At 61.4% G+C, this 16,464-nt stretch carries 17 protein-coding genes; 2 read left to right on the top strand and 15 right to left on the bottom strand.

Annotation, left to right across the window (positions count from 1 at the left end; all coding sequences use genetic code 11):
- Positions 1-10: 10 nt before the first annotated feature.
- On the bottom strand, positions 11-745 hold the full coding sequence (gene fnr / locus BLU46_RS07720) for a fumarate/nitrate reduction transcriptional regulator Fnr (protein WP_003219044.1): 735 nt from the start codon (positions 743-745) through the stop codon (positions 11-13).
- Positions 746-898: 153 nt separating this feature from the next.
- Here fnr and BLU46_RS07715 point away from each other — a divergent pair, with 153 nt between their 5' ends.
- Complete coding sequence (locus BLU46_RS07715) at positions 899-1,387, top strand: hypothetical protein (protein WP_093200373.1); 489 nt, start codon at positions 899-901, stop codon at positions 1,385-1,387.
- A 3-nt stretch (positions 1,388-1,390) separates the two neighbouring features.
- Here the strand turns inward: BLU46_RS07715 and hemN are convergent, their stop codons facing one another.
- From hemN to ccoN (BLU46_RS07645), 14 genes are all read right to left on the bottom strand, one after another.
- A complete protein-coding gene (gene hemN, locus BLU46_RS07710) occupies positions 1,391-2,773 on the bottom strand; it encodes an oxygen-independent coproporphyrinogen III oxidase (RefSeq protein ID WP_093200370.1) in 1,383 nt (460 codons plus the stop codon).
- A gap of 103 nt (positions 2,774-2,876) precedes the next feature.
- On the bottom strand, positions 2,877-3,560 hold the full coding sequence (locus BLU46_RS07705) for a sulfite exporter TauE/SafE family protein (RefSeq protein ID WP_093200367.1): 684 nt from the start codon (positions 3,558-3,560) through the stop codon (positions 2,877-2,879).
- Positions 3,553-3,771 (bottom strand): cbb3-type cytochrome oxidase assembly protein CcoS, encoded by a 219-nt coding sequence (ccoS, locus tag BLU46_RS07700; protein WP_003219033.1) that lies wholly within the window; start codon positions 3,769-3,771, stop codon positions 3,553-3,555. Before ccoS ends, BLU46_RS07705 begins: the two co-directional genes overlap by 8 nt.
- 22 nt (positions 3,772-3,793) lie before the next feature.
- The gene (locus BLU46_RS07695) at positions 3,794-6,244 is read right to left on the bottom strand and encodes a heavy metal translocating P-type ATPase (RefSeq protein ID WP_093200364.1); all 2,451 of its coding nucleotides are present in this window, start codon (positions 6,242-6,244) and stop codon (positions 3,794-3,796) included.
- Positions 6,245-6,379: 135 nt separating this feature from the next.
- On the bottom strand, positions 6,380-6,919 hold the full coding sequence (locus tag BLU46_RS07690) for a FixH family protein (protein ID WP_017477180.1): 540 nt from the start codon (positions 6,917-6,919) through the stop codon (positions 6,380-6,382).
- 14 nt (positions 6,920-6,933) lie between these two features.
- Complete coding sequence (gene ccoG / locus BLU46_RS07685; RefSeq protein ID WP_093200361.1) at positions 6,934-8,349, bottom strand: cytochrome c oxidase accessory protein CcoG; 1,416 nt, start codon at positions 8,347-8,349, stop codon at positions 6,934-6,936.
- A gap of 431 nt (positions 8,350-8,780) precedes the next feature.
- Positions 8,781-9,758, bottom strand: coding sequence for a cytochrome-c oxidase, cbb3-type subunit III (gene ccoP / locus BLU46_RS07680; RefSeq protein WP_017477182.1), 978 nt, complete (start codon positions 9,756-9,758; stop codon positions 8,781-8,783).
- The gene (locus BLU46_RS07675; protein WP_008437575.1) at positions 9,755-9,940 is read right to left on the bottom strand and encodes a CcoQ/FixQ family Cbb3-type cytochrome c oxidase assembly chaperone; all 186 of its coding nucleotides are present in this window, start codon (positions 9,938-9,940) and stop codon (positions 9,755-9,757) included. Before BLU46_RS07675 ends, ccoP (BLU46_RS07680) begins: the two co-directional genes overlap by 4 nt.
- 5 nt (positions 9,941-9,945) lie before the next feature.
- Positions 9,946-10,554, bottom strand: coding sequence for a cytochrome-c oxidase, cbb3-type subunit II (ccoO, locus tag BLU46_RS07670; protein ID WP_003193167.1), 609 nt, complete (start codon positions 10,552-10,554; stop codon positions 9,946-9,948).
- Positions 10,554-11,996 (bottom strand): cytochrome-c oxidase, cbb3-type subunit I, encoded by a 1,443-nt coding sequence (gene ccoN / locus BLU46_RS07665; RefSeq protein ID WP_093200358.1) that lies wholly within the window; start codon positions 11,994-11,996, stop codon positions 10,554-10,556. Before ccoN (BLU46_RS07665) ends, ccoO (BLU46_RS07670) begins: the two co-directional genes overlap by 1 nt.
- Positions 11,997-12,469: 473 nt before the next feature.
- Positions 12,470-13,417, bottom strand: coding sequence for a cytochrome-c oxidase, cbb3-type subunit III (gene ccoP / locus BLU46_RS07660; protein ID WP_076017219.1), 948 nt, complete (start codon positions 13,415-13,417; stop codon positions 12,470-12,472).
- A complete protein-coding gene (locus BLU46_RS07655; protein ID WP_008437576.1) occupies positions 13,414-13,620 on the bottom strand; it encodes a cbb3-type cytochrome oxidase subunit 3 in 207 nt (68 codons plus the stop codon). Before BLU46_RS07655 ends, ccoP (BLU46_RS07660) begins: the two co-directional genes overlap by 4 nt.
- 3 nt (positions 13,621-13,623) lie before the next feature.
- Positions 13,624-14,232, bottom strand: a complete 609-nt coding sequence (ccoO, locus tag BLU46_RS07650) for a cytochrome-c oxidase, cbb3-type subunit II (protein WP_003219010.1) — start codon at positions 14,230-14,232, stop codon at positions 13,624-13,626.
- Positions 14,233-14,242: 10 nt separating this feature from the next.
- Complete coding sequence (gene ccoN, locus BLU46_RS07645; protein WP_093200355.1) at positions 14,243-15,667, bottom strand: cytochrome-c oxidase, cbb3-type subunit I; 1,425 nt, start codon at positions 15,665-15,667, stop codon at positions 14,243-14,245.
- Positions 15,668-15,746: 79 nt separating this feature from the next.
- On the opposite strand from ccoN (BLU46_RS07645), the gene BLU46_RS07640 reads away from it, so the two are divergent.
- Complete coding sequence (locus BLU46_RS07640; RefSeq protein WP_093200352.1) at positions 15,747-16,439, top strand: alpha/beta family hydrolase; 693 nt, start codon at positions 15,747-15,749, stop codon at positions 16,437-16,439.
- Positions 16,440-16,464 lie beyond the last annotated feature (25 nt).

Here is a 16,464-nt window from a genome sequence, read left to right as displayed (position 1 = left end):
AGCGTCTGGATCAACCGTCGAGCGAACCGCCGGCGAGGGCGCAGAGCTGGATCGGGTCGAGGATATGCACTTCCTTGCCTTCAGCGGCAATCAGCTCGTTCTGCTGGAAGCGGGTGAATACCCGGGACACGGTTTCCACCGCGAGGCCCAGGTAGTTGCCGATTTCGTTGCGCGACATGCTCAGGCGGAACTGATTGGCCGAGAAACCCCGCGCACGGAAACGCGCGGAGAGGTTGACCAGGAAGGTAGCGATCCGCTCGTCGGCGGTTTTCTTCGACAAGAGCAGCATCATCTGCTGGTCGTCGCGGATTTCCCGGCTCATCACGCGCATCAACTGGCGACGCAATTGCGGCAGCTGCAGGGCCAGTTCATCCAGGCGCTCGAACGGAATTTCACAGACTGACGTGGTTTCCAGGGCCTGGGCCGATACCGGATGAATCTCAGTGTCCATGCCCGACAGTCCCACCAGTTCGCTGGGCAGGTGGAAGCCGGTGATCTGCTCTTCACCGCCATCGCTCAGGCTGAAGGTTTTCAACGCGCCAGAACGTACTGCATAAACGGAGTCAAACTTATCGCCCTGGCGAAACAGAAACTCGCCTTTTTTCAGTGGGCGACCGCGTTTAACGATCTCGTCCAGCGCTTCCATGTCTTCCAGATTCAACGAAAGTGGCAGGCAGAGGGGGGCCAGGCTGCAATCCTTGCAATGAGCCTGGCTATGAGCGCGCAGTTTAACTGGCTCGGACATTTCTTAAATCCTTGTGGGAAAACACACATAAGACGTAAGGGTACCGCACTGGGGGACGATCAGGCCAGCGTGTACAAAAAAGCAGCAGCGATATAAAGGTTTATGTATCGGCGTCGATACATAGATGTCTCTCTAGGAGCTGGAGCTCAGATCATGTCAGTCAGCACTGTCCAAAACCCGCTTATCAACGTGTCCGCAGTGGCCGTTTGGAAGGCTGCTGATGCAGCCAAGGAAAAAGAAGCCGCTGCCAAGGCGCCGGCTCTGGAAACCAAGGCTGCCGAGCCTACGGTCACTGAGGGCGTGAAGGTGGTCATTTCCGGTGCGGGGATGGGCATGGCCTCGGCAGCGAAATCCTCCAATAGCGATATTGATGAAAGCAGCCTGAGCGACAGCGCCAAGCAGCTGTTGAAAATGATCCGCGAATTGAGAAAGCAGCTGGCCGAGAAGATGGCCGAACTCTCTGCGGCCATGGCTGACACCTCCCTGAGCCCCGAGGCGCGCCAGGCCAAGGTGGCCGGTTTGCAGGGCGACGTGGCGACCATCCAGTCCGGCTTGATGACAGCCCAGACGCAATTGGCCAAAGTCCTGAAAGACGAGCCGCCTCAGGCTCAGATGGAAGCCATGAGCCTGATGGCGAAGTAACACTCAGATAACCCTGGAGAAGCGCTGCCGGTTCTGGTGTTCGAGGTAGGCATCGAACACCATGCACACCGAGCGCACCAGCAGGCGTCCAGCCGGCAATACGCGGATGCCTAGTGGGTCGAGTTCGATCAGCCCGTCCTCGGCCATTGCCTCCAGTTGTGGCCACAGCTCATCGAAGTAACCACGAAAATCGATGTTGAAGGCCTGTTCGATTTTCTCGAATGCCAAGCTGAAATTGCAGATCAACTGCTGAATCACTTCCCGCCGTAACCGGTCATCCGTGGTGCACAACAGCCCACGACTGGTGGCCAGCTGCGCGCCGGCCAGGGCGTTCTGGTAGTGGTTCAGGTCGCTGCTGTTCTGGCAGTACAGGTCGCCAATCTGGCTGATCGCCGACACCCCAAGCCCGATCAAGTCGCAATGCCCATGGGTGGTGTAGCCCTGGAAGTTGCGTTGCAGCCTGCCTTCCTCCTGGGCGATGGCCAGTTCGTCATCCGGCAGGGCGAAGTGGTCCATGCCGATGTAACGGTAGCCGGCCTGGGTCAACTGCTCGATGGTGGTTTGCAGCATCAGCAGCTTTTCCGCCGGGGTCGGCAGGTCTGCGGTGTTGATCCGCCGTTGGGGCATGAAACGTTCCGGCAGGTGTGCGTAGTTGAACACCGAGAGCCGGTCCGGTTGCAGGCTGATCACTTCCTCCACCGTGCGCGCAAAATTCAGCGGTGTCTGCTTGGGCAGGCCGTAGATCAGGTCGATATTGATCGAACGAAACTGCAGGGTGCGCGCTGCGTCGATCACTGCCCGGGTTTCTTCCAGGCTTTGCAGGCGGTTCACCGCACGCTGCACTTCGGGGTCCAGGTCCTGCACGCCAATACTGACGCGGTTGAACCCCAGCTCACGCAGCAGGCCCATGGTCGCCCAGTCGGCTTCCCGTGGGTCGATTTCAATCCCGTAGTCGCCGGAGTCATCGTCCAGCAGGTTGAAGTGCTGGCGCAGCCGGCCCATGACCTGACGCAGCTCGTCATGGCTGAGAAAGGTCGGGGTGCCGCCGCCGAAATGCAGCTGCTCCACCGGTTGCCTGGGGTCGAGGTGGCAGGCCACCAGCTGGATTTCCTGCTCCAGGCGTTGCAGATAGGCGTGGGCCCGCCCACGGTCCTTGGTGATGACCTTGTTGCAGGCGCAGTAGTAGCAAATATTCGCGCAGAACGGCACATGCACATACAGCGACAATGGCCGTGTGGCCTTGCGACTGTCACGCAGGGCGTGGAGCAGGTCGAAGGTGCCGACCTGGCTGTCGAATTGTACGGCGGTGGGGTACGAGGTGTAGCGCGGCCCCGCCAAGTCGTAGCGGTGAATCAGATCAGTGTCCCAACGAATGGCGTCGAGCATGCGGGCGTTCCCCCGGATAGGCTAGTGGGCCGAGTCTAGGGGCTGGGTGCAGAGGCCATCTTGATTTGCATCAACGGGGAGCGGCGCTATGCCACATGGCCTTTTAATGGCCCATTAGCCAGTGCTGGTGCGGCCCGGGCAAGGTCCAGATGCCGAACAGGATGACTAACAGGCCTCCCGTCATCCGCACGCTACGTTTACGCAATAACGCTGTTACTCGATCAGCGGCTAACCCCGTGGCCAGCAGCACCGGCCAGGTGCCGAGGCCGAAGGCGAGCATCAGCAGTGCACTGTCCAGCGCATTGCCCTGGCTGGCTGCCCACAGCAGGGTGCTGTAGACCAACCCGCACGGCAGCCAGCCCCAGAGCGCGCCCAGCAGTAACGCCCGGGGCAGGCTGGACACCGGCAGCAAACGGTTGGCGATCGGCTGGATATGCCGCCACAGGCCGCGCCCGAGGCTTTCGATACGGGTCAGGCCGCTCCACCAGCCGGCCAGGTACAAACCCATGCAAATCAGCAACAGTCCGGCGAGGATGCGCATGAACATCGCCGCCGGGCTGTTGGCCACGGCCCAGCCGGCCAAGCCGATCAACAGGCCGGCGGTGGCGTAGCTGAGGATGCGTCCCAGGTTATAGGCCAACAGCAGGCGAAAGCGCCGACTGCGTTGCTCCTTGGGAATCGCCAGGGTCAGCGCGCCCATCAGGCCGCCGCACATGCCCAGGCAATGGCCGCCGCCCAGCAGGCCGAGGATCACCGCCGAGACCAGCAGGGGCGCGAGTTCAAGCATGGGGCGGGTCTTTGGGCTTGGGCGGTTGCTCAGGGCCGTTGGCTTCGTCGACGGCGGCCAGGTGATTCGGGTCCTGGTCGTCGAACAGCACACTGTGGGCCGGGCCATCGAGGTCGTCATACTGGCCGCTGTCCACCGCCCAGAAGAAGATGTAAATGGCGATGGCCACGATCAACAGCGCCGCCGGGATCATCACGTAAAGAGCTGGCATCTGCACTCCATGCCCGCGCGGCTCAAGCCGGCAGCGGACGGGTTACGGGGGCGGCGCTCGCGGCTGGCGTGCTCGGCAGGCGAGTCAGGCGCAGGGCGTTGAGCACCACGGTCAACGAACTGAGGGACATGCCGATCGCTGCCCAGATGGGGGTGATCCAGCCGAGGGCGGCAAACGGCAACATCAGGCCATTGTACAGCCCGGCCCACAGCAGGTTTTCAATGATTACCCGGCGAGTGCGCCGGGCCAGGGTAAAGGCTTGTACCAGGGCGTCGAGGCGGTTCGACAGCAGTACCGCGTCGGCACTGGTCTTGGCCAGGTCGGTGGCCGAACCCATGGCCACGCTGATATCGGCGGCGGCCAGCACCGGCACGTCGTTGACGCCGTCACCCAGCATCAGCACCCTGCGGCCTTCCTTGTGCAACTGTTGCAGCATTTGCAGCTTGTCGTCAGGGCGCAGGCCGCCGTGGGCCTCATCGATGCCCAGCTCAAGGGCGACGCTGGCGACCATTGGCGAGCTGTCGCCCGATAGCAGTAAGGTGCGCCAGCCGCAGGCCTTGCAGGCGGCGAGCAAGGCGGGGGCGTCGCTGCGCAGGCGATCATCCAGGACAAACCAGGCCAGGGCGCCGTCGGTGTCCCCCAGCAGTAACCATTGCCCGGCTTCCGCTGGCGAGGCGGGAAGGGCGCAGCCGCTCAATTCGCAGACAAAACCCGGCTGGCCAATGCGCAACCGGCGTTTACCAACAGTGCCTTCCAGCCCCAGTCCCGGTGTGCTGAGCACCTCATCTGCCGCCAGGGGGGCGCGGCCGAATGCGCGGGCAATCGGGTGTTCCGAGCGTTGCTCCAGCGCGGCGGCAAGGCTCAGGCATTCATCGCTGCCCAGCACGCTCAACGGACGGATGGCACGCAAGGCCAGACGGCCTTCGGTGAGGGTGCCGGTCTTGTCGAAAATCACTGTGTCGATCTGGTTCAGGCCTTCCAGCACGTGGCCCCGGGTCAACAGCAGGCCGAGTTTGTGCAGGGTGCCGGTGGCTGCCGTCAGGGCGGTTGGCGTCGCCAGGGACAGGGCACAAGGGCAGGTTGCAACCAGCATCGCCAGGACAATCCAGAACGCCCGTGACGCATCCAGCTCCCACCACACCAAACCGATCACAGCAGCGGCGATCAACGAACATAACAGAAACCATTGGGCGGCGCGGTCGGCGATTTCCGCCAGCCGGGGTTTTTCCGCCTGGGCCCGTTCCAGCAGGCGCACGATGGCCGACAGGCGCGTGTCGTGGCCCAGGGCGCGGACTTCGACGGTCAGCGCGCCTTCGACGTTGAGGGTGCCGGCGGTCACCGCATCGCCGACCTGGCGCGGCTGCGGCAGGTACTCGCCGGTCAGCAGGGATTCGTCGATGCTCGACTGGCCGTCGAGGATGATGCCATCTGCCGGCAGCACCGCGCCCGGATGCACCAGCACCCGGTCGCCCAAGGCCAGTTCGCTGAGCAGGATCCGTTCACTTTGCCCATCGGCACTCATGCGCAGGCACGAAGCCGGCAACAGGTTCACCAACTGCGCGGTCGCCGCCGCCGTACGTTCCCGGGCGCGGCGCTCCAGGTAGCGTCCGGCCAACAGGAACAGGGCAAACATGCCGACGGCATCGAAATACAGTTCGCCGGTGCCGGTGATCGCGGTCCAGATCCCGGCCAGGTACGCACCGCCGATTGCCAGCGACACCGAGACATCCATGGTCAGGTGGCGGGTACGCAGGTCGCGCATCGCACCTTTGAAGAACGGCGCGCAGCTGTAGAAGACGATGGGCGTTGTAAGAAACATCGCGACCCAGCGCAGGATTACGTGCAGCTCCGGGCTCAGGTCGATATTGAATTCCGGCCAGGTGGCCATCGTCGCCATCATCGCCTGGAACCACAGCAGCCCGGCCACGCCCAATTGACGCAGCGCCAGGCGGTTTTCGCTGGCCAGTTGTTCGGCGGCACGATCAGCTTGGTACGGGTGGGCGGCGTAGCCGATATGGCGCAACTCGCCGAGCAGTTGGCTCAGTGGCAGTTGCCCATCCGCCCAACGCACGTGCAGGCGGTGGTTGGACAGGTTCAGCCGCGCTTCGGCCACGGCGGGCAGGTTGCGCAGGTGTTTTTCGATCAGCCAGCCACAGGCGGCGCAACTGATGCCTTCCATCAACAGGGTGGCTTCCGACAGATCACCGTCGTGGCGCACGAAGGGCTTTTGCACATCCGCACGGTCATACAGCTCCAGCTCGTCCACCAGTTGCACCGGCAGCGCCGCGGGGTTGGCCGAGGCTTCGCTGCGGTGCTGGTAATAGCTTTCCAGTCCACCGGCGACAATCGCCTCAGCCACCGCCTGGCAGCCCGGGCAACACAGCTCGCGGGACTCGCCGAGGATCACCGCAGTGAACCGGCTGCCGGGCGGCACGGGCAGGGCGCAGTGGTAGCAGGGGGTTGGGGTGGTCATGGCTCAGTTCCGATGATCGTCCCCATGCTCTGCGTGGGAACGCTTCGTTGGACGCTCCGCGTCCGCTCTTGTGACGCGGAGCGTCACGGAATGCATGCCCACGCAGAACGTGGGAACGATCAAACAGGTGCCGCTCTATTTTTTCAGGTCTTCAGCACCCTGTAGCGGCTCGTCACCCAGCAGCAAGTCCTTGTCATGGCTGACCTGTTCTTCTTCAAACATGCGCCAGGTCCTGTCGCCTTCCACACCCAGCAATTCGACGAAGCGGCGGCCTTCGACCTTGTCGGTCACTTGGCCGATGTAGCGGCCAGGTTCGCTGTCGCTGCGGGTCAGGATGATCTTGCGGTCCTTCTCCGGCTGGGTCGGCGAAATCAGGTTCAGTTCCAGGGTGCCGGGCCCGCTGTTGCCGGTCAGGTGCACTTCGACTTCGCCGGTCAGTTCGTCCAGATGCACCTTGGCCCGCAGTTGCAGGGTCTGGGCCAGTAACTCGCGGTCCAGGGAGCGGTTGATGCCTTTACCCGCCTCGTAGTAGTTGTCGTTGACCAGATTGTCGGGGTTCTTCACCGCGATGGTCACCATGGACAAGGTCAATGTCACCGAACAGGTCAGGATCCCGATGATGATCCAGGGCCAGAGGTGCTTGTACCAGGGGCTTGCGGCAGTAGCTGCGGGCATTGTTCGGCTCTCTATTAACGGACTTGTGGGCCGATGAATCGGCTCTTGGCTTCAATGTGAACGCTGTCGTCATCGGCATCCTTGAGGATGAATTTCACCTCGTTGGTGCTCGACGGCAGTTGCTCCGGTGCGCTCGACAGCTCCACCGGCATGCTGAAGATTTCCCCGGCGGCCACCTTGATCTCGCGCCGGCCTTGCAGCTTGAGGTCCGGCAGGCCTGCGGCTTCCAGCACGTAAGTGTGGTCGCGCTGGTCCTTGTTCATGATCTTCAGGCTGTAGACGTTTTCGATCCGGCCTTCGGCGTTTTCGCGGTACAGCACTCGGTCCTTGCTGACGTCGAAACCCACCAGCGAACGCATGAAGAATGCGCCTGCCAACAGGCCTATCATCGCCAGCAGCACCAGGGCATAACCGATCAGGCGCGGTCGCAGCTTATGGGTTTTCTGCCCCGACAGGTTGTGTTCGGTGGTGTAGCTGATCAGGCCGCGGGGGTATTCCATCTTGTCCATAATGTTGTCGCAGGCGTCGATACAGGCCGCGCAGCCGATGCATTCGATCTGCAGGCCGTCACGGATGTCGATGCCCGTGGGGCACACCTGCACGCACATCGTGCAATCGATGCAATCCCCCAGGCCCTCGGCCTTGTAGTCGATACCTTTTTTGCGCGGGCCCCGGGTTTCGCCACGGCGTGGGTCGTAGGAAACAATCAGGGTGTCCTTGTCGAACATCACGCTCTGGAAGCGCGCATATGGGCACATGTAGATGCACACTTGCTCCCGTAGCCAACCGGCGTTGCCGTAGGTGGCGAGGGTGAAGAAGCCGACCCAGAAATACGACCAGCCATCGGCCTGGCCGGTGAAGAAGTCGAACACCAGCTCACGGATCGGCGAGAAGTAGCCGACGAAGGTCATGCCGGTGACGAAGCCGATGATCAGCCACAGGCTGTGCTTGCTGAATTTGCGCAGGAACTTGTTGGCGCTCATCGGCGCCTTGTCCAGCTTGATGCGCTGGTTGCGGTCGCCTTCGGTGACCTTTTCGCACCACATGAAGATCCAGGTCCACACGCTTTGCGGGCAGGTGTAGCCGCACCAGACGCGGCCGGCATACACGGTGATGAAGAACAGGCCAAACGCCGCGACGATCAGGATGCCCGACAGCAGGATGAAATCCTGGGGCCAGAAGGTCGCGCCAAAAATGAAGAATTTACGCTCCGGCAGGTTCCACCACACGGCCTGGTGGCCACCCCAGTTCAGCCACACGGTGCCGAAGTAGAGCAGGAACAAACCGGCGCCACCGAGCATCCGCAAATTGCGGAACAAACCGGTGAAGGCGCGGGTGTAGATTTTCTCCCGTGATGCGTAGAGATCGACAGTGTTGCTTGATTTTTTGGCAGGCGGGGTAACGTCATGTTCCGGAATCTGGTTGCTCATCATTGCATCCCACGGCAGTGGAGATTTGCCTCGGCCAGTACGTGCCAGCCGGGGTCAAAATAGGGGTGTTGCAGTGGCCTAATGATACGCCCCAGATACCCTTTGACGGGTGCGACCTTTGGTCGCGTTGGGGGAAGTCAATTGATGGTGTACGTGATCTGGATCAATTGACTTGTGAAGTATGGACGGTTTTTGCTGTTGCGGTGGGTGGGCAGGTCCTCAATGCAGTCAGCCAAGAGCCCCGGATCTTCAAAACAAGGCAGGTCTGATGTGGGAGCGGGCTCGCTCGCGAATGCGCAGTGTCAGTCAACTTATTGGTTACTGATACACCGCATTCGCGAGCAAGCCCGCTCCCACATTGGATCTTTGGTGGTTTCAAAAACGGCTCTGTCAGCTTCCGCTGACAGAGCCGTTTTTATGGCCGTTTTGCCTTACTCGGCGTCCGCCGGCTTGTCCCCATGGGACAGGCTGTAAACATACGCCGCCAGCAAATGCACCTTGTCATTGCCCTGCAATTGCTCCTGCGCAGGCATTTGGCCCTGACGGCCATAACGGATGGTCTGCTGCAGTTGCGCGAAGCTCGAACCGTAAATGAAGGCGCCCGGGTGGGTCAGGTCAGGTGCGCCCATGGCGGGTGTACCTTTACCGGCGGGACCGTGGCACGCCACGCAGTTGGCGGCGAAGAGTTTCTCGCCGTTGGCCACGTCAGCCTTGGCGCCTTCCGGCAGTTTACGGCCATCGAGATTGGTCACCACAAAGCCGGCCACATCGGCCACGCCTTGCTCGCCAATGACTTCGGCCCAGGCCGGCATCACCGCGTGGCGACCTTTCATGATGGTTTCCTTGATGGTGGCCGGGTCGCCGCCCCAGCGCCAGTCGGCGTCGGTCAGGTTGGGAAAGCCGTAGGCCCCCTTGGCGTCGGAACCGTGGCACACCGAGCAGTTGGAGGCGAACAGGCGGCCACCCATCTTCAAGGCTTGCGGGTCCTTGGCCACTTCTTCAATCGGCATCGCGGCGAACTTGGCGAAGATCGGCCCGAACTTGGCGTCCGACTTGGCCATTTCCTTTTCCCATTCGTGCACGCCGGTCCAGCCGGTCTGGCCGTTGGCGAAAGGGGTTTGCTTGTCGTTGTCGAGGTAGTTATAGCCCGGCAGCAGGCCTTTCCAGTTGCCCAAGCCAGGGTACAGCGCCAGGTAACCGAGGGCGAAGATGATGGTGCCGACAAACAGCATGAACCACCATTTCGGCAGCGGGTTGTCGTACTCCTCGATGCCGTCGAACGAGTGGCCGACGGTTTCATCGGTTTGCTCGGCGCGCTGGCCCTTGCGGGTCGACAGCAGCAGCCAGGTCAGGGCGAAAATGGTACCCAGACTGAGGACTGTGACGTACAGACTCCAGAACGTAGTCATTCTTTGTTACTCCTAGACGCTTCTACGACGTGCTTGATGGCTTCGGGATCATCCGCGAAGGGCAGCAACGTCGCGTCTTCAAACTCCGACTTGCGCTTGGGGCTGAACACCCACAACGCCAGGCCGATAAAAGCCACCATCACGACAACGGTGCCCAGGCCTCGAATCATCCCGATATCCATCGTGATCACCGTTTGCTTTTGATGATGGTGCCAAGGCCTTGCAAGTAGGCCACCAGTGCGTCCATTTCGGTCTTGCCCTTCACGGCAGCTGCCGCCCCGGCGATGTCTTCGTCGGTGTAGGGCACGCCGAGGGTGCGCAAGACTTCCATCTTCTTGGCGGTGTCCTTGCCGTCGAGTTTGTTTTCGACCAGGAACGGGTACGCCGGCATTTTCGACTCGGGCACGACGTTGCGCGGGTTGTACAAGTGCGCACGCTGCCAGTCATCGGAGTAACGACCGCCGACACGGGCCAGGTCCGGGCCGGTACGCTTGGAACCCCACAGGAACGGGTGGTCCCACACGCTTTCACCGGCCACCGAGTAGTGGCCGTAGCGTTCGGTTTCGGCGCGGAACGGACGGATCATCTGCGAGTGGCAGCCGACACAGCCGTTGGCGATGTAGACGTCGCGGCCTTCCAGTTCAAGGGCGGTGCGCGGCTTCATGCCTTCCACCGGTTTGTTGGTCACGTCCTGGAAAAACAGCGGAACGATCTGGGTCAGGCCGCCGATACTCACGGCGATGACCATGAAGAAGGCCAGCAGGCCGATATTCTTCTCGACTACTTCATGCTTCATCAGTGAGCTCCCACAACGGCGATCTGGCTGGCGGCTTCGGCTTCTTTAGGGTCGGAGGCACGCACGGTGCGCCAGACGTTGTAGGCCATGAAGAGCATGCCGCTGGCAAAGATCGCACCGCCGAGGGCGCGCACGATGTAACCCGGATGGCTGGCTTGCAGCCCTTCGACGAAGGAGTAAGTAAGGGTGCCGTCGTCGTTGATCGCACGCCACATCAGGCCTTGGGTGATGCCGTTGACCCACATCGAGGCGATGTAGAGCACGGTACCGATGGTGGCCAGCCAGAAGTGCGTGTTGATCAGGCTGACGCTGTGCATCTGCGCACGGCCGAACAGTTTCGGGATCATGTGGTACAGCGCACCGATGGAGATCATCGCTACCCAACCGAGGGCGCCGGCGTGTACGTGGCCGATGGTCCAGTCGGTGTAGTGGGACAGCGAGTTGACGGTCTTGATGGCCATCATCGGGCCTTCGAAGGTCGACATGCCGTAGAACGCCAGGGATACCACGAGGAACCGCAGGATCGGGTCGGTGCGCAATTTATGCCAGGCGCCCGACAGGGTCATCATGCCGTTGATCATCCCGCCCCAGCTTGGCGCCAGCAGGATGATCGACATGGCCATGCCCAGGGACTGGGCCCAGTCCGGCAACGCGGTGTAGTGCAGGTGGTGCGGACCGGCCCAGATGTACAGGGTGATCAGCGCCCAGAAGTGCACGATGGACAGGCGATAGGAGTAGATCGGACGCTCGGCCTGTTTCGGCACGAAGTAGTACATCATCCCCAGGAAGCCGGTGGTGAGGAAGAAGCCTACGGCGTTGTGGCCGTACCACCACTGGATCATCGCGTCCGTCGCACCGGCGTAGGCCGAGTAGGACTTGAAGAAGCTCACCGGCAAGGAGGTGTGGTTGACGATGTGCAGCATCGCCGTCACCAGGATAAACGCCCCGTAGAACCAGTTGCCGACGTAGATGTGCTTGGTCTTGCGCTTGACGATGGTGCCGAAGAACACCACCGCGTAGGTCACCCAGACAATCGCCAGCAAAATGGCGATCGGCCATTCCAGCTCGGCGTATTCCTTGGTGGTGGTGTAGCCCAGCGGCAGGGTGATGATCGCGCCAACGATGACCGCTTGCCAGCCCCAGAAGGTAAAGGCAGCCAATGCATCGGAAATCAGTCGCGTTTGGCAGGTTCGCTGCACGACGTAGTAAGAAGTGGCAAACAGTGCACATCCACCGAAGGCAAAAATCACCAGGTTGGTGTGCAACGGGCGCAGGCGTCCAAACGTCGTCCATGGCAGGCCAAAATTCAACTCTGGCCAAACCAGTTGCGAGGCGATGAAGACACCGAGCCCCATGCCAAGGATCCCCCAGACCACCGTCATGATGGCGAACTGGCGGACTACCTTATAGTTATAAGCAGTCGGACTGATTGCTGTGCTCATTCTAAGGTTCCACGGTTTAGGTTTTTTTATAGGGTAAAAATCGGTCGCAAGTATGGAGAAAGCAAGATTCCATTGCAACGCAAGGTGACCTGCGTCAATGCGTTCCAAACCAGATTCTGCGCCCTTTCCATGTTTGGCGTAAGGACAAAATTCAGGGTTAAAAGCTGACGACTTGGACAGGATTTTAAGCGGGTCGAAGGTACTTGTAACTGAGTGTGTGTAAACAAGCCGCTCGGGTGACGAGTGGTCAGTGGCACGACAGCCGGTAAGTACCAGCCTTTGCGCCTGTCATCGAGCAGAAATGTTTCAACCCATCGAGTGCAAGTCGGCCATCGACCGGCCAATGCCGGTCCACTGTGCAAACAAGCGTAGACCCGAATGGCAGGAGGGGAAAGTCGCTGATCGGAAGGGTGCGACAATGGGTCGCAAAAAAGCCGCACCTGAAGCAGGCGCGGCTTTTGGGGAGTGCAGGATTACTCGGGTTGGCTGTCAGGCGTTGCGCCATCGGCGTTATGGGACAGGCTGTAGACGTAGGCCGCAAGCAAATGCACCTTGTCATTGCCTTGCAGCACTTCCTGCGCGGGCATCTGGCCTTGGCGGCCGTGGCGAATGGTCTGCTGCAACTGTGCCAGGCTGGTGCCGTAGATAAAGCCGCTGGGTTGCGTCAGGTTCGGCGCACCCATGGCTTCCACACCATGGCCTTGTGGACCGTGGCAGGCGACACAGGTGGTGCTGAACGCCACTTGGCCCGCCGCAACGTCAGCGGTGCTGTCCGCCGGCAACGGCAGGCCCGCCAGTTCATGGCGCACATAGGCCGCGACGTTTTTCACCCCGTCTTCACCCAGCACTTCACCCCAGGCCGGCATCGCTGCATGACGGCCATTCATGATGGTCATCTTGATTGCGTCGGCTGAACCGCCCCAGCGCCAGATGTTGTCCGCCAGGTTCGGGAAACCGTAGGCGCCCTTGGCGTCCGAGCCGTGGCACACCGCGCAGTTGGAGGCAAACAGGCGACCGCCCATTTTCAGCGCCTGCGGGTCCTTGGCCACTTCTTCCACGGGCATGGCTGCGAATTTGGCGAAGATCGGCCCGAACTTGGCGTCGGCCTTGGCCATCTCCTTGTCCCATTCCTTGGTCTGGGTCCAGCCGTCTTCATAGCCCGGCAGCACGCCCTTCCAGTTGCCCAGGCCCGGGTAGAGGATCAGGTAGCCGACGGCAAACACCAGGGTGCCGGCGAACAGCATGAACCACCATTGCGGCAGCGGGTTATCGTATTCCTCGATCCCGTCGAAGGCGTGGCCCATGGTCTGGTCCACGCTGCCCTTGGTCTCGCCCTTGCGGGTGCCGATCAACAGCCAGGTCAGCCCGATCAGGCTGCCGAGGGTCAGTACACAGATCCATGTACTCCAGAAGGTAGTCATGGCCGGTTGCTCCTTGTTGCAGGCTCTTCTTGAGCGTCGGGGGTTGGCGGTAGCGGTTCATCGGCAAACGGCAGCAGGCAGGCTTCGGCGAACTCCGAATTGCGCCGGGAGTTGAACACCCACAGCGACAAGCCGATGAAGGCGATGGCCACGACCAGCGTGCCAAGCCCGCGGATGGTTCCAGCATCGAAATCAAATCCCATGGCTCACCTCTTGCTCTTGATGGCAGTGCCGAGCACTTGCAGGTACGAAACCAGCGCGTCCATCTCGGTCTTGCCCTTGAGGGAGGCCACGGCGCCGGCGATGTCATCGTCGGTGTACGGCACGCCGAGGGTGCGCATCACTTTGAGCTTGGTCTCGGTGTGGCTGCTGTCGACCGGAGCGGTGACCAGCCATGGGTACGCCGGCATCTTCGATTCCGGCACCACGTTGCGCGGGTTGTACAAGTGCGCGCGGTGCCAGTCGTCCGAGTAGCGCGCGCCGACGCGGGCCAGGTCCGGCCCGGTGCGTTTGGAGCCCCATAGGAAGGGGTGATCCCACACGCTTTCACCGGCCACCGAGTAGTGGCCGTAGCGCTCGGTTTCGGCGCGGAACGGGCGGATCATCTGCGAGTGGCACTGTACGCAACCTTCGCGGATGTAGATGTCGCGGCCTTCCAGTTGCAGCGCGGTGTAGGGCTTCATGCCTTCCACCGGCTTGTTGGTCACGTCCTGGAAGAACAGCGGCACAATCTGGGTCAGGCCGCCGATACTCACGGCGAGCACCATCAGCAGCATCAGCAGGCCGACGTTCTTTTCAATGGTTTCGTGTTTCATCATCGACTCCTCAGGCCATCTGCGCCGCAGCGGCGACTTCGGCGGGTTGTGCCGAACGCACGGTGCGCCACGTGTTGTAAGCCATCAGGAACATGCCGCTGAGGAAGATCGCCCCACCCACCAGCCGCACGATGAAGCCTGGGTGGCTGGCCACCAGGGTTTCGACGAAGGAGTAGGTCAAGGTGCCGTCTTCATTGACCGCACGCCACATCAGGCCCTGGGCAATACCGTTGACCCACATCGAAGCGATGTAGAGCACGGTGCCGATGGTGGCCAGCCAGAAGTGCGCGTTGATCAGGCCGAGGCTGTACATCTGCTCGCGACCGAAGATTTTCGGGATCATGTGGTACAGCGCGCCGATGGAAATCATCGCTACCCAACCGAGGGCGCCGGCATGTACGTGGCCGATGGTCCAGTCGGTGTAGTGGGAGAGGGCGTTGACCGTCTTGATGGCCATCATCGGCCCTTCGAAGGTCGACATGCCGTAGAACGCGAGAGACACGACAAGGAAGCGCAGGATCGGGTCGCTGCGCAACTTATGCCAGGCGCCCGACAAGGTCATCATGCCGTTGATCATCCCGCCCCAGCTCGGTGCCAGCAGCACCAGCGACATCACCATGCCCAGAGACTGTGCCCAGTCCGGCAACGCGGTGTAGTGCAAGTGGTGGGGGCCGGCCCAGATGTACAGGGTGATCAGTGCCCAGAAGTGCACGATGGACAGGCGATAGGAATACACCGGACGTTCGGCCTGTTTCGGCACGAAGTAGTACATCATCCCAAGGAAGCCTGCGGTGAGGAAAAAGCCTACCGCGTTATGCCCGTACCACCACTGCACCATGGCATCCGTCGCACCGCCGTAGGCCGAGTAGGACTTGGTCCAGCTCACCGGCAGGGACGCGTGGTTGACGATGTGCAGGATAGCCACGGTGATGATGAACGCACCGAAGAACCAGTTACCGACGTAGATATGCTTGGTGTTGCGCTTCATCACCGTGCCGAAGAACACGACGCCGTAGGCCACCCAGACCACGGCGATGAGAATGGCGATCGGCCATTCCAGCTCGGCGTATTCCTTGGAGGTGGTGTAGCCCAGCGGCAAGCTGATCGCGGCCAGCACAATCACCAACTGCCAGCCCCAGAAGCAGAACTGCGCGAGTTTGGGCGCGAACAGCTGGGTCTGGCAGGTGCGTTGCACCGAGTAGAAAGAGCTGGCAAACAGCGCGCAACCGCCGAAGGCAAAGATCACCGCGTTGGTGTGCAGCGGGCGCAAACGGCCGAAACTGGTCCAGGGCAAATTGAAGTTGAGTTCGGGCCATACCAACTGGGCAGCGAGAAAAACCCCGAGCCCCATGCCGACGATGCCCCACACCACCGTCATAATGGCGAATTGGCGGACCACCTTGTAGTTATAGGCGGTACTTAAAGTAGTGTTCATGGTTCCCCATCCACGGTTCAACCCAAGCAAATGCGGCACTTGGGCTGGAGTTATAGGCAGACTAAAAAGCGAGGCAAGCATGGGCAAAGAGCACAAGGCCAGTATTGACGGGGATCAATGGGCGCAGTGTGTGCGGGAACGCGGCTGGTTGTGGGATGTCGCCACAGGGTCTATCGCGCGTACGCCCGCGACGTTGATCCTGGCCCACGGCGCGGGTGCGCCGATGGACTCGGGCTTCATGAACGACATGGCTGCACGCCTTGCCGGGCATGGCGTGAACGTGTTGCGCTTCGAGTTTCCGTACATGGCCCAGCGCCGTGTGGACGGCGGTAAACGCCCACCCAATCCTGCCCCGAAACTGCTGGAATGCTGGCGTGAGGTGTATGCCGAGGTGCGACGTCATGTCGCTGGGAAACTGGCGGTTGGCGGCAAGTCCATGGGCGGGCGGATGGCCAGTTTACTGGCGGATGAATTGGGCGCGGATGCGCTGGTGTGCCTGGGTTATCCGTTTTATGCGGTGGGCAAGCCGGAGAAACCCCGAACCGAGCATCTGGCCGGGCTGAAGACGCCGACGTTGATTGTGCAGGGCGAGCGGGATGCGCTGGGCAATCGGGCGGCGGTGGAAGGGTATGTGTTGTCGCCGAGTATCGAGGTGATGTGGCGGGTAGCGGGGGATCATGATTTGAAGCCGTTGAAGGCTTCGGGGTTTAGTCATGAGCAGCATCTGGAGGCTGCGGCGGTGAAGGTCTCAAGCTTTCTTGCTGGCCTTTAGGGCCTCATCGCAGGCAAGCCAGCTC

Source organism: Pseudomonas yamanorum, assembly GCF_900105735.1.
GTDB classification, from domain to species: Bacteria; Pseudomonadota; Gammaproteobacteria; order Pseudomonadales; family Pseudomonadaceae; genus Aquipseudomonas; species Aquipseudomonas yamanorum.
Note: the sequence above shows the minus strand (reverse complement) of the source record. Positions and strands in the feature narration are given on the sequence as shown.